Source organism: Trueperella pecoris, from assembly GCF_014926385.1.
Classification (GTDB): domain Bacteria; phylum Actinomycetota; class Actinomycetes; order Actinomycetales; family Actinomycetaceae; genus Trueperella; species Trueperella pecoris.
Genome location: NZ_CP053291.1, coordinates 401,982 through 423,620, shown reverse-complemented (window position 1 = coordinate 423,620; position 21,639 = coordinate 401,982). Strand labels below are relative to the sequence as shown.

Below are 21,639 nucleotides of genomic sequence, written 5' to 3'. Positions count from 1 at the left end.
GCCGCTGATACGCATCCTGTGGAGAAAATCGTTGGGCTGCGGCGGGTCCGTCACCCCGACAGCACCAACCGCGTCACCTAGACAGCGCCGGCCTCGTCACCCCGGCAGTGCCGGCGACGTCACGTTCTCGGCGATGAGCCGCCACCCAGCGCCGTCGTACGAATACATGTTGTTCGAGTCGTTTTGGACGACGATCGAATCCGGGCCGCGCCCAGCCGTCAGACTCACCGGATTATCGACGGCCGTGAGTGTCGTCGTGGGAAGCCCGATCCCAACGAGGTGGATATTGTTCGTCGACGACGTCGTCTGGCGGCCCATGACGGCAACGTGCACTTCGCTCACCCACGCCACGTCAGAGACGTCCACGAGGGATTGCCCAAACCGCATCGGGTTGCCCACCTCCAGTGGCCGCCCGCTGACGTCGCGCGAGATCGCAACCATGTTGATCTGGACCTCGCCCTTCTGATCCGTCACGATAGCCATACGCCCGCCCTCGCGAGACACGGCCAGCGCCCGGATGTTCAGGCTGGAAAGGAAAGTCATGGGGAACGTCGCGGACTCGCGGGTGGTGAGGTTGATGGCTGTCAGCTCGCCGTTAGATGCCGACTCACCCGACCACACCCATCCATGGGAGTCCACCGACGGCGAGACCAAGCGCCTCCCGCTTAGCAACAGACGCGGCTCGCTGCCGTCGAAGGGCACCGCATAAAGGCTCTTGCCCTCGTTGCCGAGCCCGGCGCCCATCGTCATGGGCTCCGCGTAGGAAGTAGCCAGAACGCTCAGGCCGAGGCCCGCCGCCCCCGCGCCCGTGGCCTCCACCTTGCCGCCGCTGATCGTCACAGGCGCGCCGTCGCGCAAGCCCGCCAGCGTATAGGTGGCGTAAGGATAGGAGCTGAGATCTATCTTGGATGGAATAGCAATCTCCGCACCCTCGGCCGTGATCGTCACGTCCTGGATGCCTGGCAGATTCATCAGCGTCTTCGAAATCTGCGCTTCGAGACCAATCATTTCCGACGCCGGCAACGACGCAACGTCCGAGGTCAGGTCAACCTGGGCGACGCCGTCGTTGACGCGCACCCCACGCTGTGTCAGGCGAGCCTCCGCGGGCAACGCCGAGTGGGCCGCGGGCGCCAGCCACGACGACGGCCCATGCAACAAGCCCTGCACCGCGTACGTCGCCTGTCCCGCGCTGAGGTACCACCGCGCCTCCGGGACGAGGGCGGACCGGTCGGCCGTCAAGAAATAAATGACGGTCTCGTTGTAGAGCGAGGCAAAGATCGAATTGGGGACAACCACGCCGTCGTCAAGAACGGCGATTCGCCACTCGCCGTCGGCGTTGCGCGCCAGCGAGTATTCGCTGTTGAGGATCGCATCCTGCGCCGCGACGGTGTATCGGCCCAGGTTGTCGAGCGTCGCCGACGCCGCGGCGCTCACCCGGATCGCGCCCGTGCGCGTGGAGGAAATCGCCGGATTCTGCGAATCCTGGTAGATGCGCAACTCAGTGGCCGGGTTCCAGCGCTCCGCTGCCTCAGGGGTGAGAAACTGCCGGGCGACCGAGAAATCACCCGACAGGCCCGCGCCCGAGGCCCGCAAGAAGTCCGACACGAGGGTCTCAGGCGTGGAGCCCGGCGTCGGGCCCTGCGGGTCGAGCACGACCCCGCCGTTGAGGTTCGCCGGCCGTTCAACCTGGACCGGGTAGCCTGCCGTCGGAAGGCTGGCACAGCCCGTCAACAACACGACGATGAGTAACAAAAGTCGTTTCATGCCTCTGCCCTGACCTGTTGACCGTCAAGCCGCATTTCCACGGCGGCGTCCGGATCCTCCTCCACGACGACGTTGAAGGGCGCCGTCGCACTCGGGTCTAGATCCTGATCCTCGGATTCTTCAGATAGTGGCTCGGGAACCACCAGATCGAGCGGCGGCTCGAAGGCCTCGTGTGGCACCTTGGGCAGGGTCAACAAGAACGTCGATCCCACTCCGAGCTCGCCGGCAACCTCAAGCGTGCCGCCGTGAATTTGGGCGTCCTCACGTGCGATCGTCAGGCCAAGGCCAGTGCCGCCCGACTTGCGCACGCGCGAGGAGTCCGCGCGCCAAAAACGTTCAAACACGTGAGTGATTTGTTCCTCGGACATCCCCACGCCGTGGTCCTGGACGCTCAGCGCAACCGCGGTTTCGTTGGCCGCCACGACGACGTTGACCGGGTTTCCCTCCGCGTGCTCGAGTGCGTTGACCAGCAGGTTGCGCGCGACGCGCCGGATGCGACGCGGCTCGATCTCTGCGACCGTGTCCCCGCTGGACTGGTAGTTGACGATGACCGAGTTGGACTGCGCAAGCGGCTCGGCGACGTCGATGACTTCCGCAACCAGCGCCGCCACATCGGCGAACTCGGTGGCCAGCGTCATGCCGCCGGCGTCGTACCGGGAAATTTCGAGAAGATCGGCCAGCGTGGCGTCCAAATTCAGCAGCTGGTTGTACTGTAGCTCCGCGGCTCGCTTCAGGCCGGACGGCAGGCTCTCGCGGTTGTCATAGATGAGCTGGCCGGCCATGCGCACGGTCGTCACCGGGGAACGCAACTCGTGGGAGACGGCCGAGACGAATTCCGTCTGCACCTTCGAGATTCGTTCCATCTGGGTGAACTGCGTTTCCAGCGACTCGGCCATCTGATTAAACGACGTCGCAAGCTGGGCGATCTCGTCCGAGCCGCGCACCTCCATGCGAGTGTTGAATTCGCCGTCCGCGAGCAGACGGGCATTGCGCGATGCCGCCCGGACCGGCGACAGGACCCAGCGCATCACGGCCCATGTCACGACGCCGAGGATGACCAGCAACGCGGCCACCGAGACCCACATGACGCGGATCGTCGTGCCAATCAGCTTCTGCTGGTTTTCCAGCGAGTAGGCCGTGTACAGCTCGTACTTGCCCGAACCTTGGATGTCGAACGTCGTGCCAACGACGATGCCCGGCGTCGTGGAGTCGCCAACGGAGATGCCCACCGACTGCCATCCGATCTGCCCGCCGTTGGTCACGATATCGCGCAGCTCCGGGGTGACCAGCGACCGCACGCGGGTGGCCGACGCAGTCGCCGGCTCGAGGATTTGGGTGGGGACGGGTGGCTGATCCGGGCTGCGCATCAGCACTGCGCCGAGGACGCCGCGAGAGGGATCGTACATCGAGGCCACAAGCTTGTTGGCCACTTCTTGCGTGCGCCCAACGGTCGGGGCGGAGGCGGAAAAGCGGTCCTGGGCGAGCTGGACTTCGGTGGAGAACTGTTCAATGTTCGTGCTCACCGCGTTGTCGAACACTGATGAGCGCACCTGGCTCGAGATGGCGAATCCCATCATGACGATGCCAGCCACACCTGCGAGCACGATCAGCGCCATGACGCGCAGGCTCAGCGAGGAATACCAACGCTCCCTGAGTGTATCGACGCGCTGGGCGATGCTTGAGCGCTGGTGCGGGGCTTCGTGCTCGGTCAACGGCTAACGTTCCCAGCGCGATACCCCACTCCACGAACGGTCAGGACCACTTCCGGATTTTCGGGATCCTTTTCAACCTTCGAACGCAGGCGCTGAATGTGGACGTTGACCAACCGTGTATCCGAGGAATGGCGGTAGCCCCACACCTGTTCGAGCAGCTCTTCGCGGGTAAAGACCTGGAAGGGCTTACGAGCGAGCACGGACAGCAAGTCAAATTCGAGCGGCGTCAGGTGCAGTACGACGCCGCCGCGGCGGACCTCGTGAGCCTTGAGGTCAATCGAGAGGTCGGCGATCTTCAGGCTCTCCTGCTCTGGCTCTTGGCGGCGCAAGCAGGCACGAACACGGGCGAGGAGGACCGAGTTTTCGAAGGGCTTGGTCACGTAGTCGTCAGCTCCGGCCTCAAGCCCGGCGATGACGTCAACCGAGTCAGTCTTGGCGCTCATCATGATGATCGGCACGTCGGATTCTTCCCGGAGGAGGCGGGCGACCGAGACGCCATCAAGCCCGGGGAGCATGACGTCCAGAAGAACGAGATCGGGATGCTCAGCACGAAAGAGCGGAAGGACCGAATCTCCATGGGCACATGCGGAGACGACATACCCTTCGGTTTCGAGCAGGATCGCCACCATTTCGGAAATCGCAGGATCGTCGTCGACGACCAAAATCCGCACCGCCATACCCCTACCTCGCGTCTCGAGTGTGTTTGCAACGTTGCCATCATATCAGCTGGGCGGATTATCCCCTTGAGTAACGCCTCCCAAATCTGTCGGAAGCATCCGGTAGATTGTTCATAGTCTCATGAAGAAAGGCGGACTAATGTCAACCGGGGATAATAATCAGCCCGCGCCGAGCTACGGCCAGTACGGTGACTACCAGCCTCAGGTTGGCGATCGCGTTCAGACGTGGCGAACCGTCATTCCGATGCACCCGTTGTCGGTTGGGGAAACAATCGACGCGACGATGCGGCTCATCCGTTTCAATCCGGTCGCTTTCGTCGCCCTTCCCGTCATCGTCTCGCTGGTGGTTGCCGCTCTGGATATGGCGCTTGCCTCCGCGTTCGGCGAGCTTTCGTCCACGAGCCTGGGCCTGGCTCAAACTAATTCCGTGTACGCGGTTGTGAGCCTGCTCCTGTCCTTCGTCGCCCAGGTGTTCCTCATCGTCGCCGGCACGCGCATCACGTTGGCTTCCGTCCGCGGCCAGAAGCTTTCGCTGGGCGGAGCAATGAGCCTCTCGCGCCAGAACCTAGGTCGGGTTTCTGTGCGCCTGCTCGGCCTCTACCTCATCTTCTTCGCGCTGGCTATCGTTTTCGTCATCGTCCTCGTAGGCATTGCTGCGATGATCATCCAGATGATCGGCACGTCGTCGTTCCCGGTTCTCCCGCTCCTAGCCGCACCGTTCGCCGTCTTCACCCTGCTCTTCTTCGCCTTCTATCGCTTGATCATCGCGCCCTCGGCGATGGTCGCAGAAGACATCGGCCCGCTGGCAGCCATGTCGCGTTCGCTGAGGCTCACCAAGGGCTCGCTCGGCTACTTCTTCGGCCTCTACGTTGCCGTCATGATCATCTTCACCGTGCTGACTACCGTCATGTCGATTCTTCTTGCCCTGACGATCGGTACCACCCTCGCAAGCCCCGATCCGTTTTCCGGGACGGGAAACCTTATCGGCGCAACGAGCGTCATTCTCATGACGCTCGTTATCTCCGTCATCATCTCCCCGATCGCAATGAGCTTGATCAATCTGATTTACATCAATATGCGGATGAAGAGGGAAAATTTCCATCAGGAATTCCTCTACGCAAGTGGCTCATCAGTTGCGGCCGTCAACCCCCAACGTGGGCCCTTCGGCGTCGAGCCCACAGGCCAGGGTCAGAATGGCCGAGACCAGGGCAGTCCGTACGGCCAGACGCCCTATGGCCAGGAAAGCCAACCCCGGTATGGCCAGTATGGTCAAGCGGGCGAGGCAAGCGACGAATGGCAGGGCCGCCCCCAGTGGTACGGAGACGCCGATAAATGACGATTCCGTTCCTACCAGATTCGGATAGCGCCCGGGAGCTTGCCCAAAACGAGCTCTCGAAGGCGATGTATGACTATGCGCCGAATCTGTTCGAACGCCTCCTGCGCTGGATCGGTGAGCGCCTCAATCGCCTCGGCGTCCAGCTTGACCCAGGCCGAGGCGGCGCCGGAAATATCGCCGTCATCCTAGCCATCATCATCGTAGTGGTGGCGCTCGTCGCCTTCGCGTTGTGGCGCTCATACCAACGTGCTGGGACTCGTGTCCGCCACGGCAGGTCCGAGCTCTTCAATGATGACCGTAGCGCGGCCGAACTGGTGGCCGCGGCCCGCGCCGCAGAGGCCGCGGGCAATCTGGATCAGGCGGTCATCGAGCGCTTCCGCGCGCTGATCAGGTTACTTTCCGAGCGCAATCTCATCCGGGTCTTCCCCGGCATGACTGCGCTCGAGGCTGCGCAGGCCGCCTCTCACACGCTCGGGCGTGAAGATTTCTTTGTATGCGCCAACATCTTTAACGATGTCTACTATGGCCATGGGCATGCGGTGGTCAGCGATGTGAAGGCAATCCGGGATCTCTACAACAGTGTGTCCGATCGGACGGCGATATGATCAAGCCTCCCCGCGGATCCACCATCACCCTCAGCATCGTGGCGATAGTCGCGATCATCGCCATCATGCTCATTAGAGTCCCCTCGGCCGGCGCTCCCTACTCGCCAGATTCCACGGCCCCCAACGGCACTCGCGCGCTCGCCAGCATCCTGCGTGCCAACGGCATTGAGGTCTCCCATATCGGGGCCCCTCACGTGTTGGACTATGCGGTCAAGGACACGACACTCGTCCTCGACCCAAGCTTCACCGCCCCCACCCACGTCGTCGACGACCTCGTTGCTTCCCGCGCCACGATCATCTTCCTTGACACCCCGGCCTTCGACGCCGGCTTCGAAGGCGAGATCCAGTCCGCCCCACCCACCCCCGTCTCAGCACAGTGCTCAGATCCCGATGCCACCGAAGCGCGCGGGATCAGCCCCCTCGGCCACTATTTCGTACCCACAGACACGGCGTCGGTCACGGGCTGTTTCCCTCACATCGGCGGGTACGGGTGGGTAGCGCTGGCAAAGAATCCCCGGGTTTCCTACCTGCCTGATTCACGGTTTATCACCAACGAATTCCTCGCCGACCACGGCAACGCGGCGTTCGCGTTGCGCAAGCTCGGCGCTCACCCAACCGTGGTGTGGGTCAGCGGAGCATTCAGCCCCGACAAGGTTCAGCCCACCTCGTGGGCGGGCCTTCCCACCTGGTTCTTCCCCCTACTTGCGGGCCTCGGTCTCTGCCTCGGTTGGTGGGCGCTATACCGTGGACGGCGCTTCGGCAAACTCGTGGCCGAGCCGATGCCAGTCCTCGTACCAGCCTCCGAGGCCGACGCCGGACGCGGTTACCTCTACCATCGCGGCAAAAACTATGAGCATGCCGCCAGCGCACTCCGCGCCGCCACCATCTCCCGCCTAGCCCCGCCCCGGGGCATCGCAACGAGCTCCACGCCGGAGGCCGTTGTTGCCGCGCTACAGACGAACACCTATTCCCCCAACGACGTGTGGGATCTCCTCTACGGCAGGGCCATCACTTCGAGGCGCGATCTCGTCGAGCTTGCCGACCAACTCGATCAATTCGAAAGGGACATCAATGACCAGTGACTTCACCCCGCCGCAGCGTAGCGAACAGCGTGGGAGCTTCCGGCCCGAGATCGCCAAGCCGCGCGAGGACGAACCGGCCCAGTCCGAGACCGCGCAGAAGTTCCGGGCGATCAGGGCCGAGATCGCCAAGGCCGTCGTCGGGCAGGATCAAGCGGTCACAGCCGTACTCGTCGGACTTTTGTGCGATGGCCACGTTCTCCTCGAAGGCGTGCCGGGCACCGCGAAGACACTCCTCGTGCGGGCCCTCGCCGAGGCCCTCGCCCTCGACACCAAGCGTGTCCAGTTCACCCCGGACCTCATGCCTGGCGACCTCACCGGCTCGCTCATCTACAGTTCCTCCACGTCGGAGTTCACCTTCCGTCCCGGGCCGGTGTTTACCAACCTCCTTATCGCCGACGAAATTAACCGCACACCTCCCAAAACCCAGGCCGCCCTTCTCGAGGCAATGGCCGAGCACCAGGTCTCGGTGGACGGCGATCCGCGCACGCTCCCGGATCCCTTCATGGTTGTTGCCACCCAAAATCCCGTCGAATACGAGGGCACCTACCCGCTGCCGGAAGCCCAGCTCGACCGCTTCATGCTCAAGACCACCCTTCCGCTTCCGCCGCGCGAGGTCGAAGTGGAGGTTCTCCGCCGTCACGCGGCCGCCTTCGACCCCACCGACCTGGCCACAGCGGACATTCACGCCGTCGCCGGGGAAGCGGACGTGCTACGCGCCCGCGAGGAGGTCGCCGCAGTCGACGTCGACCTGCGCGTCATCGATTACATCGTCGATCTCGTGCGCGCCACACGGGTCTCCCCCGCCGTCTCGCTGGGAGTCTCGCCGCGAGGGGCCACCGCGCTCCTCCGCGGTGCACGCGCGTGGGCATGGCTCTCGGGCAGAGGCTACGTCACCCCCGACGACGTCAAGGCGCTCGCGGTGCCGGCCCTCACCCACCGCATCCAATTGCATGCGGAGGCCGAACTCGACGGCGTCAGCCAGCGTTCCGTCATCGAATCCATCCTCAACTCGGTGCCGGTCCCCCGCTGATGTTCATCCGCCTACCTGCCGTACTCCTCTCCACCGTGGGGATTGTCCTCGCGGTGGTGGGGCGCGACGCCGGGCTCGCCTTCCTCGTGAGCGGACTCATCGTGCTCCTCGTGCTCGCCGACGCACTCCTCGCACCCAATCCGTCTCGGCTTGTTTTTGAACGCGCCGGCGAGGAAACAGCTCGCGTGGGAGAAGACGCCCGCGCGCTTTTAACGGTGTCTAATCCCTCGGATCGCCGCATCCGGGGCCAGATCCGTGACGCGTGGCCACCGTCCGCGCATGTGACTCCCTCACGGCATGACTTCGACATCCCCGCAGGCCAAGGCCATGAATTCGAGTCGACTCTCAGCCCCACCCGCCGCGGAACAATTCACTCATCGGCCCTCACTATTCGCACGAACGGCCCGCTCGGCCTCGCCGGCCGGCAAAAGTCGGCACCCACCCGATGGCAGCTGCGGGTCCTTCCGCCCTTCGTCTCGCGCCGCCATATCCCTTCGCGGGTGCGCCAGCTACGCGAACTCGACGGACGATCGCTGCTTCTGACCCGCGGCGAGGGCACCGAGTTCGATTCCCTGCGCGAATACGTCGTTGGCGACGACGTCCGGGCGATCGACTGGCGTTCCACCGCACGCCTGGGAGACACCGTCGTGCGGACCTGGCGCCCCGAGCGCGATCGCCACGTCGTCATCGTTCTCGACAGCGGGCGCGGCGGTGCGCTTCGCGTTTGCGCACATCCCGCTTTTGACGCCTTCATCGAGGTGGCGCTTCTTCAGGCGGCTATCGCGCAAAAAGCCGGCGACCGCGTCTCCGTGCTCGCCCTTGACGATCGCCTGCGGGCACGCCAAGCAAGCGAAAAGACCGCGGCCGTCACTCACCACATTGCGCAAACTCTCGCCGATGTCGAACCCTCGCTCCTGGCAACAGACTGGCAAGCCCTTCCGGCCCACATTTCCCGCATATCTCGGCGCCAGGCCTTCATCGTCATCCTCACCACGCTAGGTGGCGGCACGCTCTCCACCGGCCTCGTCGACGTGCTACCCGCACTACGAAAGTCGCACACCGTCATGATCGCCTCCGCCTCGCGCGAGTTTGACACGCACGCGGCCGACGTCTTCGAGCGAGCGGCCCAGGAACGCTCGGAGCTGGAGACGACGAACCTGATCCGCACGCTCGAAAACGCGGGCGCCGTCGTCGTGCGTGCCACGGCAGAAAGGCTTCCGGTGGCTGTGGTCGATACGTATCTGCGTCTCAAAGCCAAGGGCCGGCTCTAGCCGCGAGCTAAGCGGCGTAGGCGACCGAGGGCTGCTGAGTCGAGGAGCGAAGCGCAGCGCGGCCGAAGACGTACACCCACAGCCAAAACGTCAGCCACACAGCTGCGCCGATCGCTATCTTGAGGCCCCAATGGAGGTAGGAGGGGGTCAAGAACCCCTCGAGCAAAGCCGACACGAAAAGGACCCCGACCAGCCCGACGGCTACGTAGATCGTGTGTCTGCCCTCGGCAGCGATCGCCTCCAGCCGCGGCTGGTCCCCAGGCAGGAGGGCCGTCCAGAACAGCTTCAGGCCGGTCGCACCCGCCACGAAAATCGCCGTCAGCTCGAGCAGGCCGTGCGGCAGGATGAGCTGGAAGAACACGGGCAGGGAATCGAAATAGTTCAAGATCGCACCGGCTTGGCCCACGGCAACAGCGTTTTGTAGCAGGACGTAGACGGGGAAGATACCAGTGATACCCCCGCCGACGGCCTGGAGCGCCAACCAGGCGTTGTTCGTCCACACCATCGCCCCAAAGTCGGCCCCCGGATACTCCCGGTAGTAGGCGGCGAAGGCCTCGTCGGCGTAATTGCGCAAGTATTCGTGCGGGCCAAGCTGGCTGATCTGGGCGGGGTTAAGTGCAAAATAGACCATGACGAGCACGGCGACCGCGACCGTCACGCCAGCCACGGCGTGGGTCCACCACCGAAGCCGATAGAAGGCCAGCGGCAGGCTCACCGTCAGGGCGCGCAAGAACGACCTCACACTGGCCCCACGCGTCTCGGTCAGGCGGGCCCTGGCCGCGCCGACGGTGGCTGACAGCGTGAGGATCAGGTCGGCGTCGGGCGCCTGGGTGCGGACGATTGCCAGATGGGCGCCGGCCTCTTGGTACAGACGCACAAATTCGTCCGACTCTGGCCCGGTCAGCGAGGCTTTCGCCGTCAGCTGCCGTAGCCGATTCCATTGCGCTTCGTGCGCCTTCGCGAACGCTAAACTCTCCACCGTTCTAGGGTGCCACATTTTGCCGGGCAGATGGCGCTACGCTAGAAGAATGCGAGTAGGACCTGACAACATCATCACCGGAGAAGGCGTAGAGCTCGAGTTGCCCTCTGCGACGGTGCTCTCACGTATCGTCTCCGGCGTCATCGATTACGGGCTACTGATCCTGACCTACGTGATCTTTCTGTTTAACATCGCGCCCGTCATCAACAACGTCCTCCGGCTGAATGCGGCGCAGGGGCGCTCACTACTCATCTTCACGACGGCAATCTTCTTCTGGGTCCTTCCCGCTCTCATCACCGGAATCTTCCATGGGCGCACGCTGGGCAAGCTCGCAACGCGCACCCGCGTCGTCCAGCTCGACGGCGGGACAATCACCATGAATCAGGCCTTCATCCGCTCGACGGTCGGCATTTTTGAGGTCTTCGTGACGCTCGGGGTGGTGGCCACCGTCGTCGCCTTCGTCTCTCAACGCGGCAGGCGCCTGGGCGACATGCTCGGGGGAACGTACGTGACCCGCTGGCCCTCCAGGCCCACCTGGGAGCCCAAGGTCTCGATGCCAGAGGAGCTCGCCGCGTGGGCGTCGATTGCCCAGACCCGGCCCATTCCCGGCGGCTTGTCCCTCAACATTGCCGATTTTCTCAAGGCCCGTAAGCGCCTGACAGACCGCGCGCGGGAATCGCAGTCGCGCGCGCTGGCCGCTGCGTGTGAACGCTACGTGTCTCCCCCACCGCCGTGGGGTACCCCGCCCGAGGCCTTCCTCGAGGCCATGACCCTCCTGCGCTACGACGCCGAAACCCGCCGGCTGGCTACGCTCGATGCCCGCCGTCAACGCCTCAATACGCGCATCACGGATATGCCGTTCGGTGTGGATCGCGTGAGCTCGGGCGATCGGGCCGACTAGCCGAGCCCGCCCCCGCAGGTCGCCCTCACCGACCGCCTGCTAGAGGTAGTCGATATCCTCGGGCATGCACCCCAGCGCGGTCGCCAGCTGGCTCGTGACGACGTCGTGAATAAACAGCCGCGGATCGGCCTCACGGCGCAACGCGGAAAGAATCGGCATCCGATAAAAGATGATCCGTCCATGGATCCTGGCAGGACGTTCGAAAGGCAAGAATCGCGCCAGCGGGATGCCTTCCTCCCAGGGCGCCGGGTCGTGGCCGGGCACGTCCATGACCGCGAAGTCGAACCTCTCCATCTTGTTGCCGAGGTGACGGCGGTACGTGCCCAGGTCCCACGCAAGAAGGTCGTCGAATTCGTCGGCGCGCGTGCGCCAGGCGGGCACGCTCATCGGGAGAACGGGCCCACGAAACCCGCGCCCGTGCCTGTCGCGGCGGCGGGCGTGAGAACGCCTCGGCATATTTGTCATGGAACCTACCCTAGCGCCTAGGGCAATCGAAGGGCGTAAGTGACTAAGGTAGACCCCGTGAGTCCCATTCGAAAGTGTTCCCGCGTCGGCTGCGCCCAGCCCGCCGTCGCAACGATGACGTACGGCTACCGTGAAGCGACCGCCGTTATTGGCCCGCTTTCCCCCGTTCCTCAGCAAGGCGCGTTCGACCTTTGCAAGGACCATGCCAATCACGTCACAGTTCCGGTGGGGTGGCAGATGATTCGTCTGCAAACAGAGTTCGAGGACGCGCCCCCATCCACGGACGATCTCCTTGCGCTCGCCGACGCGATCCGGGAGGCCTCCAAGCGGGATGTTCCGCCTCCGCAGCCCGCACAACGAGAGGTTCATCGCCCGGCCGCGGATGTGCGTGGCCACGGCCCGGCTCGCCCGCGCACGCGTCCGCGTTTCACCGTCATTGACGGCGGCGAGGAGGACTAGTTCCGGCTGGTCAGCTTCACAGACTGGTTCGACGTTGAGTCTTGGGTGAGGGCCACCCACGCGATGCCCGAGTCGCTGGTGAGCATCGCTGCCCCGTACACGGGTTCCTCGGCTTCGAGCGTGAGGAAGTGCGCCTCGGCGGGGACGTCGACGGTTGCGATTTCCTTGACGGTGACCGATTCGCTTGAGAGTTGTGCGCCGGCGGCGTCGTAGGCTGTCCACGTCGCCCGAGCGTTGCCAGTCAGGACGAGCTGGGCCGCGTAGGGGCCGATGGCCAGCCCACCCTTGGTCACCTGTTTCTTACCGGCAAGCCACGCTTTGTCGACGCCGTCCGTATCCGTTCGCGTGAGAGCCACGGCCGAGGCAATCTCCTGATCGGCGCTGACCTGGACGCCGTATGAGCCCGGGGCCAGCCCGTCTAACGAGAGGTCGAGAACGGCCTGCGGCGCTACCGTCACGCCCTGGCCGCCTGGAAGCGGGGTCAGCCCGTCGGCTGAAATCGTCGCGATATTGACCTGTGCCGGACTCGCATGGGGGTTGACCACCCGGACGGTTGCGCTGGTCGAGCGGTCGTCGGGGATGATGAGTCCGGGGATGACGGTCCTCGTGCCCACGGAGGCGTCGCTGAGGATGTCGATTCCGGCGGGCTTGACGCCGTCGAGCGCCGCCACCTGCAACGCACCAACGAAGGCACCGGTATCGGACGAGAGTCGAATTGCGATGCGCTCATCCTCGGCGATGATGCCGGTGAGGTCGCCGCTGAAGGTCGCGTTGGCCTCGAGCGTGATCGCAGGTCGAGTCACCTCCAGCTTGCCGCGTGAGGAATAGACATCGATGTTGACGGTGGTCGGGGTCGGCGAGGCGTTTTCCATCATGAGAGAGAGCCAATTTCCCACCTTCGAGGCGCCGCCGACGAGCCACACGGAATTCGACGGCCACTGGCAGGTAGCCGCCGCCAGGCCCCGCGAGTCACCCGCCTTGGCGTTCTGGATCGATGCGCCCGCGACGACGGCGTCTGCCGGCGAATCGACCTGGCCCGCGACGTGCTTGGCGCTCATGGGAGAGTCGACGATAAAAGCATCAGGGGCCGCACCCGTGAATGCCGCTTTGGCGCCCGTGGGCGAGATGAGGTGTGCCTCGGCATCGGCGAACACGCCGGCCCAGGAGGACTTTTCCTCCTCGACGTGCACCGCGTCGATCCCGGCGGTGGGGTTTGGTATGGTCGGGTACGCAAAGCACAGAAGCGAGGATCGGACTGGGCCGGTTTGCCCCTGGTAGGCGGGCGCGAAAGCCGCATCCTTGGCCGGCAGTTCCCTATCCGTGAGGTAGGTGGCTGCTCCGGCACCCGCGGCTGCACCCAGGACGACGACGCCGGTCAGCGCCGCCAGCAACGATTTGGCCCTCATTCGATACCTCCCACACGACGCCGTAGCGGCAGCGTCACAACGAAGCTGGCCAGCATGGTGGCCAGTTGCGCCACGACGAGGCCGCGGTTGACGGGGTCGACAAAGCTGACGGTCAGCTTGCCGCTCATCCCTGCCGGCACGGCCCACGTTTGATTCCAGCCCTGGCCGGCCTCCAATTCTGTTCCGCCGACGGTGGCGCGCCAGCGCGCATCGGCGCGTTCGGCGAGCGTGAGTGTGCGCGCCTGACCGGGGTCAATACTTCCGCGAGCCCCGAGGAGGCCGTCCGTGAGCGTGGCCCCGTCTGCGCTGATGCGCCGGGTCTCCTGGGCGACGCGCCAGAAGGTTCCCGCCTCGCCGGTCGTCACGTATTGCAGGCCCGGAACCGTGTGGAGGCGTCCGACCAGTTGGGCGCGGAACTCGGGCGAGTCGCCGTCAGCCAGCGGAGGGACGAGGACGATGTTGATGGCGTGATCGGCAAGAGCAGTCGCTGCCTGCGCTGTTCCTGCGAACAAGCCGGCGACGGCGTCGCCGAAGTCGATGTTCGCCGCGTCGGCGGTTGCCCCGGCGGCGACGGCTGCGGCCTCGTTCAGGCCGCGCGCCATCGTGAATTCGTGAAGTTCCATGCCCGCTCCGCGCCAGAGCTCGGCCGTCATCCCCTCGGAGGTCAGGGTCAGGCTCAGGACGCGCTCGTTGCGCGAGAAGGCCTCCTCGGCGAGCGCGGGAACGACCGGCGTCTTGGCGCCCAATTCGGGCTCGCCCGCCGCAAGCGCGACCCAGCGTCCGCCCATTGCCACGACGGCGAGCGGGAGGGCAACCATGGCCAGCCCGCCGGTGATCTGAATCAGCCCAAAGGAACGGCGCCGCATCGCGGTCCTCAGGCGATCTGCTCCGGCCACGATCGAGACCCACAGGCCCAGCCACGCGATCGAGTAGCCGACCGCCGTCGACGCCCCGAGCGTGACGTAGCCGCCGGGGACTAGCTCGCGCCCAACCTGAGCGAAGGGCGCGAGGGCGACGACTACCAGCCCGGCTGCCGAGATGAGCCAACCGAGGCGGATCTGCCACATCCTGTGCAAGCGCACCAGCGCGAGGGCCGCGACTGCCACCACGACGATGAGCGGGGCGGCCGCGAGGCCGGTGTCGAGGACGAACTGGTCGCGGGTCGGCACACCGGCCTGGGCGAAAAGAAGATCCGGGGAGAGCCCGCCGCGCAGGGTCGGCGCCAACATCGCCAGCGCCGGAGCCGGGATCCAGAGCCACCGTTTGCGCTGGCCGGGCCGCAGGAATACACCCAGAACGGCGACGAGGACGGCCACGAGCCCAAAGACGGGGGCTGCCGCCGCGAGGGCCCCGAAGACCAGCGCCGCCAGCCCGAGGTTGCGCGCGGATCCGCGCCACGCCCCCGCGATAGCGAACACCGCCACTGGCAGGAGCACGTGTGAGACGACCGCGCCGATCTGGCCTGACCACAGCGCCGCCCCGAACGACGGGGCAACGATCCAAGTCAGGGAGAGGACGGTACGCACCACCCACGACGTCGTCAGCCGCCCCGCGGCCAGGTATGCGCCGAGAGCCGCGGCCGGCATCGCGAGATAGAGGACGCCGGTGGCCAGTGCGCCCAGCGTCATACCAAAGGGGTGGCCCACGAAGAGGAACGGCAGGAGAATCGCCCACAGGGGGTCAACCGCATAGGGAAGACCGTCACCGGAGTTTAACCAGCCTGTCCAGATAAGACGCGCAAGATCCGGGGCCTGGGTGCGGTCTGCGGCGAGCCCTCCCCCGGCGAGGACGCCCGAAGAAAAGACCGGGAGGAAAAACGCCACCGCAGCCAGGACCGACACGGCTGCCGTGATGAGCGCGCCGTTGCGCGAATGTCGGGCGAGGTCGGCCCGCGCCTTGATCGTCAACGGATCCGGGCGCTCGGCCAGGATCTTCGCCTCTTTCGCCGACCTTCGCGATTCGCGGCGCGCGTGGCGAATATCAGCGGGTTTGGCCTCCAGCGCCGAGAGGGCCTCTGGCCCCACCGTAGAAACCTGCGCGAGGCGCCGACGTCCGCGCACGACGTCGTCGACCATCGTCACGACGCTCAGGCCGGCCTTGAGTTCTGCCCAGGCGAGCCCGGGCTCTTTGACGACGAGTCGCGCCGCCGAGCGGGCGAAGGCCAGCAGGAAAAATCCCAGGATATTGACGACGACGGCGCCGGGGCGGGCCGCGATCAGCGCGTTGTAGATCTGTGCCCGACGGAGTTCGGCGAAGGATCGATCCCCGCCCAGCCCCGACCGCCCGTGGCGGACAACGGCCTGCGGCTCGACCACCACGCGGTAGCCGGCACGCCGGGCGCGTCGCGAAAACTCCAGCCCGTCACCAAACGGGCCGAGGAAGGGATCGAGCCCGCCGAGCTCGTCCCACGCACTTCGACGCACGAGCGCTCCCGCGGTTCCCACCGCCAAGACGTCTGTTCGCGAATCGTATTGCCCCTGATCGCGTTCCCCGGGTTCAACCTCAGGCACCCGGCGTCCGCTACGAGTGGCGCGGATACCCACCTCGAGGAGGACGGGCGCGGGCGCGGTTTCCCACGCGATCTGTTTCGGCCCCACCACCGCGATGCGATTCGAACCCTCGCCGGCCCGCAACAGGGCATCGAGGGCGCGCTCAGCGGGGGCCGAGTCCGCGTGGAGGAGCCAAAGCCAGTCGGCGTCATGAAAATCCGCCCCGGCCAGCATCTGCGCGAGGTTGGCTCCCGAAGCGGGCGTGATGTGGACGCGCTGGTCCTCGACGCCGAAGCACTCGCGGACGGGCGAAACAAATCGCTCCTCCATGCTCGGCACGAGGACCACAACAGCCTCCGGTTGATGGATCTGGGCCTGCAGTGCGCGCAGGGTGTCGGCGAAAAAAGAAAGGTCACGGCCGTGGCAAACCACGATTGCCGTGACCTTTTCACGAGTCACATCGCCCAGCACCTAGCGACCTCCGCGCGCTGCCTTACGCTCGCGAGCCATACGCTTGCGGTCGTTATCCGAGGTCCCGCCCCAAATTCCGTGGCGGATATCGTTGGTCACTGCGTATTCGAGGCACTCAGCCCGAACGGAGCAGTTTTTGCAGATTGACGTTGCCGGAGCGGTAGAGCCGCCCTTTTCAGGGTAAAAAATATCTGGATCGGTCTGCGCGCACAGCGCTTCCTCCATCCACGACAGGTCAGCTTCCTCGGCAAAACCATAGCCGAGATTAAAGATGCCCTGCATAAGACTCTGCGCCACGCGAGAATCGTCCGAACCAGTAGCGGCGCGGAGCGACGAGGTCGCTTTCGACATCCTGGTCCTCCATTTCAAACTTGCCTAGGTTAAATTACAGCCGTGTAACCTCCCAAAGTCAAGGCGAGTTGAACACTTGCACAGGTTCATCGGCGTGTTGTTCAAGGTTTGATGCCACGGATGTGAGATATTGCTGATCTCGCCTGACCGCCTTTCACGACCCGTGGAAAAATGCGCGAGATAGCCGCGGGTGTGGAAACATATTGAGCATGACACTCACGCCCAGCACGCTCGCCGACCTCGCCCAATCCGCGGCGCTCGCCGTCGGCCCAGCCCTCCTCGAGGCCTTCAAAGATCCGGGAAAAATCGAGTACAAGCGCAATTTTCACGATCCCGTCACCATCCACGACCGCCGGGCCGAGAAGGCCATTCGCGAAGTCATCTTCGCCGGCGCCCCCAACTCCCTCATCCTCGGAGAGGAGGAGGGCAAGGCGATCAACGCCCGCGGCGAGCAGGTCAAGCCCGGCACGGACGACGTCGTCTGGCTGGTGGACCCCATCGATGGCACCGCGAACTTCACCTCGGGATTGATCTACTGGTGCGTGTCGATTGCGGCCACACGTGCGAACGAGGTCATCGCCGGCGTCATTTATCAACCCACGCGCGAGGTGTTGTATCGGTCCGACGACACGGGGGCATACCGAAACGGGAGCCCGATTCGTGTGCGCAAGGAGCCCCCGCAACGCTCCCTCCTCGCAGCGGGCTTTCCCTCCGAGCGCCTCCACGACCAAGCGGGTGCCGCCGTGGGATACCGCAAGCTTCTTGAGGGCACGAAATCCGTCCGCCGTCTGGGCTCGACCGCGCTTCACTTCGCCGGGGTCGCAGAGGGCACGTTCGGCGGGTGCATGGGGATGGGGACCCAGCCGTGGGATATCGGCGCCGGCCTCGGGTTGGTTCAGGCGGCCGGAGGAATCGTGATCGGCGTTCGCGACGATCACTCGAGAACGACGGCGGGCGCCTACGACTGCCCCAACTACGTCGCGGCCGCCCACCCCGACATGGCCGAGCTGTGCCTCGCAGCGATCGACTGCGTGGCCCCGCAAGCCCTGCACACCGACTACCTAGGGACCCAACCATGACCAGCCCCCGCGATCTCTATGACACCCTCCTTGGGCGCGGCACATCGCCGGCCCTGACCTGGTACGACGCCGACGGGCGCGTCGAGCTCTCTGGCAAGGTCCTCGCCAATCACGTTGCGAAAATTGCCAATTACCTGAGCAACGAGTGCGACGTCGAACCCGGAACCTGCCTCGTCCTCGACCTTCCGCCGCACTGGAAGACCGTGGCCTGGGCCCTGGCCGGCTTCGTCACCGGCGCCCACGTGATGGATCGTGAACACGCACGAGGCGGCGACGTCGTCGTGACCGACGATCCGGAGTCGGCCGACGCCGACGTCGTCGTCGCACTCAATCTTGATTCTTTCGCGTTCGCATGGAGCGGCCCCCTCCCCTCCGGGGTGGCCGACGGCTCTGCGGAGGTCATGACCCAGCCCGACGCGCTGCTACTCGCGCCCGCCGACTCGGCCGACACGTGGGAGGATGCGTGCGGCTGCGAGGAGAGGGGATTGGCCTGCGAAGGTAGCCTCGCCGTCGCCAAGCCCACCTCACGCCAGGCCATCGCGCTGGCCTACGGCGTGCTGGGCCGCGGCGGTGCGGTGGTGCTGGTCGGCGACGACCGCGACCTGACCGCTGTCGCCGCCGCAGAGCACGCAACCGCCCTAGACGTTAACCTTGTCTGCTAGCGCCGCGGCCTGCGCGGCCAGCTTGCGATCGGCCTCGGCCTCGGCCCGGCGGCGGAAGTAGAGGGACAGCAGCGCGCCCGAAATGTTGTGCCACACCGAGAAGATGACGCCGGGAAGGGCGGCCTCGGGGGTGGCGGCGAAGTGCGTCTTGCCGAGCGTGGCCGCAAGACCAGAGTTTTGCATGCCGACTTCGATGCAGACGGTTCGCGCCACGCGCGGCGAAGACCCGGTCGCGCGAGCGGCCCAGTAGCCGATGAGCAGGCCCGCAAGGTTGTGCAAGATGACGGCGACGAAGACGACGCCGACAGCGGAGGCGATCGCCGCAGCCGAGCCCGGAACAAGGGCAGCGACGACGGCCGAAATGCCCAGGGTCGAAATCCACGGCAGGACGGGCAGGAGCTTGTCGATCACGTTGGGGATGAGGAGGCGCAGCACGACGCCGCCGACGACCGGGACGACGACGGTCTTGAGGATGGAGATAGCCATCGCGACGCCGTCGATGTCGGTCAACGTTCCCGCCAGCCACTGCACAAGCAACGGCGTGAAGATTGGGGCAAGGAGCGTGGAGACCGTGGTCAGGGTGACTGAGAGAGCCACATCAGCCTTGGCCAGGTAGGCCACTACGTTCGAGGCGGTGCCGCCTGGAGCGGAGCCGAGCAAGATGAAGCCGATGGCGAGCCCCACGGGCAGGTTGAGCAGGTACACCAATCCGATAGCCACCGCGGGCATGATGATGTACTGCGCGGCGACGCCGATGAGGACGGCGAGCGGCCGCTCGGCGACACGCTTGAAGTCCGATACTGTAAGGGTCAGCCCCATGGTGAACATAATGAATCCCAGGCCTGGAGAGATATACGGTGTCAGGTGGGATGCAACTGCCGGGAAGAAATATGCCCACACCGCACCTAGCACAATGATGAGCGGGAAGACGGTCACCGCCACGAGGGCAGAACGGTCCTCAGCTGATATCTCTTTACTTCTCATATTTACTTTCCTTTTGTTAGTTCACCCAAATGTTGCCCCATCTGGGACACAATAGGACTATGCATGGAATTATTCTGGCCGGAGGATCCGGCACGCGCCTTCATCCCATCACCTTAGGCACATCAAAGCAGCTCGTACCGGTTTATGACAAACCCATGATCTACTACCCGATGACCACCCTTATGCTGGCGGGTATTCAGGACATCCTCATTATCACTACCCCCGCCGACGCGCCACAGTTCCATCGCCTTCTGGGTGACGGATCTCAATACGGCATCAACCTATCTTTCGCCGTCCAGGAGGTCCCCAATGGCCTTGCACAGGCGTTCGTCCTCGGCGCGGACTTCATCGGCAACGAGCCAGCATCACTCGTATTAGGAGACAACATCTTCTACGGTCCGGGTATGGGCACCAAGCTACGCCGCAATATCAACCCCGACGGAGGCGCCGTATTCGCCTACCACGTGACGGACCCGGAGCGCTACGGCGTCGTTGAATTCGACGACGACTTCCGCGCCCTATCCATCGAGGAAAAGCCAGCCCATCCGAAGTCGAGTTACGCGGTGCCGGGCCTGTACTTCTACGACAACGACGTGGTGGAAATCGCCAAGAACCTTCAGCCCTCGGCGCGTGGCGAGTACGAAATCACGGACGTCAATCGGGTCTACCTCGAGGCCGGCAAGCTCTCGGTGGAGGTGCTCCCCCGCGGAACGGCGTGGCTCGATACGGGCACGTTCGATTCGCTCGCGGACGCCACCGCCTTCGTCCGTACCGTCGAGGCCCGTCAGGGTCTGAAGATCGGCGCGCCGGAAGAGGTCGCCTGGCGTATGGGATTCATCGACGACGACGGGCTGCGCCGCCGTGCCGAGCCGCTGGTCAAGTCTGGCTACGGCGAGTATCTGCTGCAGCTACTGGAGAAATAAGCGTTTGCGGAGGGCGGGGTTACCCCGCCCTCCGGCGTCGTTTATCCGAGGTCGGAAAGAACGCTCGGTGCGGCCTGAAGCCAGCGTTCCTTCCAGTCCCCGATGGGGGCGATTCCAGAGCTGCCCAGCGCATCGTGGCCGAGCACCGAGTACGACGGGCGGGGCGCCGGGCGTTTGAAAGCCGCGGCGGTCGTTTCCCCCACCATCTCGGGATCCTTGCCGTAGGCGGCGACGATCTCCTTGGTGAAGCCGTACCAGTTGGTCTGGCCAGACGACGTTCCGTGGTAGATCCCGGATGGTGCCTGTGCCTCGACGAGGCGGATGATAAGGTCGGCTAGGTCGCGCGTCCAGGTGGGCTGACCGACCTCGTCCGTGACCACCGACAGCTGCGGATGCGTATCGGAGAGCTTGGCCATCGTCTTGGGGAAGCACTTGCCGTGTTCGCCGTAGAGCCACGCGGTACGCACGATGTAGTACGAATCCGTCTCCGCACGAACGGCCCATTCGCCCGCCGCCTTCGTGCGCCCGTATGCCGACTTCGGCGAGATCGGGGCATATTCGCCGTACGGGGATCCGGCGTCGCCGCCAAAGACGTAGTCGGTCGAGATGTGGACGAGGCGCGCCCCCAACTCTGTAGCGCGGCGGGCCAGCAGCTGCGGGCCCACGGCGTTGACCATGAACGCGTCCGCCTCGTGCTCTTCGGCCGGGTCGACAGCGGTGTAGGCGGCGCAGTTGACGATCACGTCCGTCTGCCCGAGCTCGCCCACGGACCGCGGATCCGTGATGTCGATATCCGGGCGGTCGATAGCCACTACCTCGTAGCCGCGTTCGGCGACCATTTCAGACAGGTCGGTGCCCAGCATTCCGGCGGTGCCAATGATTGTCCAGTGCATATTTCTCCTCTGATTCACGCCAATGCCAACTATCCTATCGCGGAGTGCAAAGCCTAAACTGTCTGCGTGAAGGGCACTGGGCTTGTTAGACAAGAACACA

General features: G+C 64.9%; 20 protein-coding genes. 10 read left to right on the top strand and 10 right to left on the bottom strand.

The features are described 5' to 3' along the window. Positions 1-96 precede the first annotated feature (96 nt). Genes HLG82_RS01995 through mtrA form a run of 3 tightly spaced genes read right to left on the bottom strand, consistent with a single transcriptional unit; the run spans position 97 to position 4,153 of the window. A complete protein-coding gene (locus tag HLG82_RS01995) occupies positions 97-1,764 on the bottom strand; it encodes an LpqB family beta-propeller domain-containing protein (protein WP_193327077.1) in 1,668 nt (555 codons plus the stop codon). Next, positions 1,761-3,476, bottom strand: coding sequence for an MtrAB system histidine kinase MtrB (gene mtrB, locus HLG82_RS01990; RefSeq protein ID WP_193327076.1), 1,716 nt, complete (start codon positions 3,474-3,476; stop codon positions 1,761-1,763). The genes HLG82_RS01995 and mtrB overlap by 4 nt, the downstream gene beginning before the upstream one ends. Then, positions 3,473-4,153, bottom strand: coding sequence for an MtrAB system response regulator MtrA (gene mtrA, locus HLG82_RS01985; RefSeq protein ID WP_193327075.1), 681 nt, complete (start codon positions 4,151-4,153; stop codon positions 3,473-3,475). Before mtrA ends, mtrB begins: the two co-directional genes overlap by 4 nt. Before the next feature lie 139 nt (positions 4,154-4,292). On the opposite strand from mtrA, the gene HLG82_RS01980 reads away from it, so the two are divergent. Genes HLG82_RS01980 through HLG82_RS01960 form a run of 5 tightly spaced genes read left to right on the top strand, consistent with a single transcriptional unit; the run spans position 4,293 to position 9,477 of the window. Further along, complete coding sequence (locus HLG82_RS01980; RefSeq protein WP_193327074.1) at positions 4,293-5,489, top strand: DUF7847 domain-containing protein; 1,197 nt, start codon at positions 4,293-4,295, stop codon at positions 5,487-5,489. Next, entirely contained in the window at positions 5,486-6,094 is a 609-nt protein-coding gene (locus tag HLG82_RS01975; protein ID WP_193327073.1) for a DUF4129 domain-containing protein, read from the top strand. The genes HLG82_RS01980 and HLG82_RS01975 overlap by 4 nt, the downstream gene beginning before the upstream one ends. Next, entirely contained in the window at positions 6,091-7,176 is a 1,086-nt protein-coding gene (locus HLG82_RS01970; protein WP_193327072.1) for a DUF4350 domain-containing protein, read from the top strand. Before HLG82_RS01975 ends, HLG82_RS01970 begins: the two co-directional genes overlap by 4 nt. Beyond that, on the top strand, positions 7,166-8,206 hold the full coding sequence (locus HLG82_RS01965; RefSeq protein ID WP_193327071.1) for an AAA family ATPase: 1,041 nt from the start codon (positions 7,166-7,168) through the stop codon (positions 8,204-8,206). The genes HLG82_RS01970 and HLG82_RS01965 overlap by 11 nt, the downstream gene beginning before the upstream one ends. Before the next feature lie 35 nt (positions 8,207-8,241). Then, the gene (locus HLG82_RS01960) at positions 8,242-9,477 is read left to right on the top strand and encodes a DUF58 domain-containing protein (RefSeq protein ID WP_193327070.1); all 1,236 of its coding nucleotides are present in this window, start codon (positions 8,242-8,244) and stop codon (positions 9,475-9,477) included. A 7-nt stretch (positions 9,478-9,484) separates the two neighbouring features. Here HLG82_RS01960 and HLG82_RS01955 read toward each other — a convergent pair whose 3' ends face one another. Continuing rightward, entirely contained in the window at positions 9,485-10,456 is a 972-nt protein-coding gene (locus HLG82_RS01955) for a stage II sporulation protein M (protein WP_197550874.1), read from the bottom strand. 49 nt (positions 10,457-10,505) lie between these two features. Here HLG82_RS01955 and HLG82_RS01950 point away from each other — a divergent pair, with 49 nt between their 5' ends. Beyond that, positions 10,506-11,357 carry an RDD family protein gene (locus HLG82_RS01950; protein ID WP_193327068.1) on the top strand — a complete coding sequence of 284 codons (852 nt, stop codon included), beginning with the start codon at positions 10,506-10,508 and terminating at the stop codon, positions 11,355-11,357. A 39-nt stretch (positions 11,358-11,396) separates the two neighbouring features. Here the strand turns inward: HLG82_RS01950 and HLG82_RS01945 are convergent, their stop codons facing one another. After that, positions 11,397-11,822, bottom strand: a complete 426-nt coding sequence (locus tag HLG82_RS01945) for a metallopeptidase family protein (protein WP_246462275.1) — start codon at positions 11,820-11,822, stop codon at positions 11,397-11,399. Positions 11,823-11,879: 57 nt separating this feature from the next. Between HLG82_RS01945 and HLG82_RS01940 the strand changes: the two genes are divergently transcribed. Further along, positions 11,880-12,281 carry a DUF3499 domain-containing protein gene (locus tag HLG82_RS01940; protein WP_193327067.1) on the top strand — a complete coding sequence of 134 codons (402 nt, stop codon included), beginning with the start codon at positions 11,880-11,882 and terminating at the stop codon, positions 12,279-12,281. On the opposite strand, the gene HLG82_RS01935 is transcribed toward HLG82_RS01940, so the two are convergent. From HLG82_RS01935 to HLG82_RS01925, 3 genes are read right to left on the bottom strand one after another with little or no spacing between them, the layout of a single operon-like run. Then, complete coding sequence (locus tag HLG82_RS01935; RefSeq protein WP_193327066.1) at positions 12,278-13,687, bottom strand: DUF5719 family protein; 1,410 nt, start codon at positions 13,685-13,687, stop codon at positions 12,278-12,280. The genes HLG82_RS01940 and HLG82_RS01935 overlap by 4 nt on opposite strands. Next, positions 13,684-16,635, bottom strand: coding sequence for a glycosyltransferase family 2 protein (locus HLG82_RS01930; RefSeq protein WP_193327065.1), 2,952 nt, complete (start codon positions 16,633-16,635; stop codon positions 13,684-13,686). Before HLG82_RS01930 ends, HLG82_RS01935 begins: the two co-directional genes overlap by 4 nt. A 12-nt stretch (positions 16,636-16,647) precedes the next feature. Continuing rightward, positions 16,648-16,998 (bottom strand): WhiB family transcriptional regulator, encoded by a 351-nt coding sequence (locus tag HLG82_RS01925; RefSeq protein WP_439654668.1) that lies wholly within the window; start codon positions 16,996-16,998, stop codon positions 16,648-16,650. A 209-nt stretch (positions 16,999-17,207) separates the two neighbouring features. On the opposite strand from HLG82_RS01925, the gene HLG82_RS01920 reads away from it, so the two are divergent. Together HLG82_RS01920 and HLG82_RS01915 are read left to right on the top strand one after the other, a co-directional pair. Next, positions 17,208-18,077, top strand: a complete 870-nt coding sequence (locus HLG82_RS01920; RefSeq protein WP_246462457.1) for an inositol monophosphatase family protein — start codon at positions 17,208-17,210, stop codon at positions 18,075-18,077. Next, on the top strand, positions 18,074-18,739 hold the full coding sequence (locus HLG82_RS01915) for a TIGR03089 family protein (protein WP_193327063.1): 666 nt from the start codon (positions 18,074-18,076) through the stop codon (positions 18,737-18,739). The genes HLG82_RS01920 and HLG82_RS01915 overlap by 4 nt, the downstream gene beginning before the upstream one ends. On the opposite strand, the gene HLG82_RS01910 is transcribed toward HLG82_RS01915, so the two are convergent. Next, positions 18,716-19,723, bottom strand: coding sequence for a bile acid:sodium symporter family protein (locus tag HLG82_RS01910; RefSeq protein WP_193327062.1), 1,008 nt, complete (start codon positions 19,721-19,723; stop codon positions 18,716-18,718). The genes HLG82_RS01915 and HLG82_RS01910 overlap by 24 nt on opposite strands. A 59-nt stretch (positions 19,724-19,782) precedes the next feature. Between HLG82_RS01910 and rfbA the strand changes: the two genes are divergently transcribed. Beyond that, positions 19,783-20,646: a glucose-1-phosphate thymidylyltransferase RfbA gene (gene rfbA / locus HLG82_RS01905; RefSeq protein ID WP_193327061.1), complete on the top strand. Its 864-nt coding sequence runs from the start codon at positions 19,783-19,785 to the stop codon at positions 20,644-20,646. A gap of 41 nt (positions 20,647-20,687) precedes the next feature. Here rfbA and rfbD read toward each other — a convergent pair whose 3' ends face one another. Then, complete coding sequence (rfbD, locus tag HLG82_RS01900; protein WP_193327060.1) at positions 20,688-21,539, bottom strand: dTDP-4-dehydrorhamnose reductase; 852 nt, start codon at positions 21,537-21,539, stop codon at positions 20,688-20,690. Positions 21,540-21,639 lie beyond the last annotated feature (100 nt).

What these genes read in the sequence shown, in the direction of transcription:
- HLG82_RS01995 (WP_193327077.1), bottom strand. Translation starts at nt 1,764, where the DNA reads ATGAAACGACTTTTGTTACTCATCGTCGTGTTGTTGACGGGCTGTGCC.
- mtrA (WP_193327075.1), bottom strand. Translation starts at nt 4,153, where the DNA reads ATGGCGGTGCGGATTTTGGTCGTCGACGACGATCCTGCGATTTCCGAA.
- HLG82_RS01980 (WP_193327074.1), top strand. Translation starts at nt 4,293, where the DNA reads ATGTCAACCGGGGATAATAATCAGCCCGCGCCGAGCTACGGCCAGTAC.
- HLG82_RS01975 (WP_193327073.1), top strand. Translation starts at nt 5,486, where the DNA reads ATGACGATTCCGTTCCTACCAGATTCGGATAGCGCCCGGGAGCTTGCC.
- HLG82_RS01970 (WP_193327072.1), top strand. Translation starts at nt 6,091, where the DNA reads ATGATCAAGCCTCCCCGCGGATCCACCATCACCCTCAGCATCGTGGCG.
- HLG82_RS01965 (WP_193327071.1), top strand. Translation starts at nt 7,166, where the DNA reads ATGACCAGTGACTTCACCCCGCCGCAGCGTAGCGAACAGCGTGGGAGC.
- HLG82_RS01950 (WP_193327068.1), top strand. Translation starts at nt 10,506, where the DNA reads ATGCGAGTAGGACCTGACAACATCATCACCGGAGAAGGCGTAGAGCTC.
- HLG82_RS01945 (WP_246462275.1), bottom strand. Translation starts at nt 11,822, where the DNA reads ATGACAAATATGCCGAGGCGTTCTCACGCCCGCCGCCGCGACAGGCAC.
- HLG82_RS01935 (WP_193327066.1), bottom strand. Translation starts at nt 13,687, where the DNA reads ATGAGGGCCAAATCGTTGCTGGCGGCGCTGACCGGCGTCGTCGTCCTG.
- HLG82_RS01925 (WP_439654668.1), bottom strand. Translation starts at nt 16,998, where the DNA reads ATGTCGAAAGCGACCTCGTCGCTCCGCGCCGCTACTGGTTCGGACGAT.
- HLG82_RS01920 (WP_246462457.1), top strand. Translation starts at nt 17,208, where the DNA reads ATGACACTCACGCCCAGCACGCTCGCCGACCTCGCCCAATCCGCGGCG.
- HLG82_RS01915 (WP_193327063.1), top strand. Translation starts at nt 18,074, where the DNA reads ATGACCAGCCCCCGCGATCTCTATGACACCCTCCTTGGGCGCGGCACA.
- HLG82_RS01910 (WP_193327062.1), bottom strand. Translation starts at nt 19,723, where the DNA reads ATGAGAAGTAAAGAGATATCAGCTGAGGACCGTTCTGCCCTCGTGGCG.
- rfbA (WP_193327061.1), top strand. Translation starts at nt 19,783, where the DNA reads ATGCATGGAATTATTCTGGCCGGAGGATCCGGCACGCGCCTTCATCCC.
- rfbD (WP_193327060.1), bottom strand. Translation starts at nt 21,539, where the DNA reads ATGCACTGGACAATCATTGGCACCGCCGGAATGCTGGGCACCGACCTG.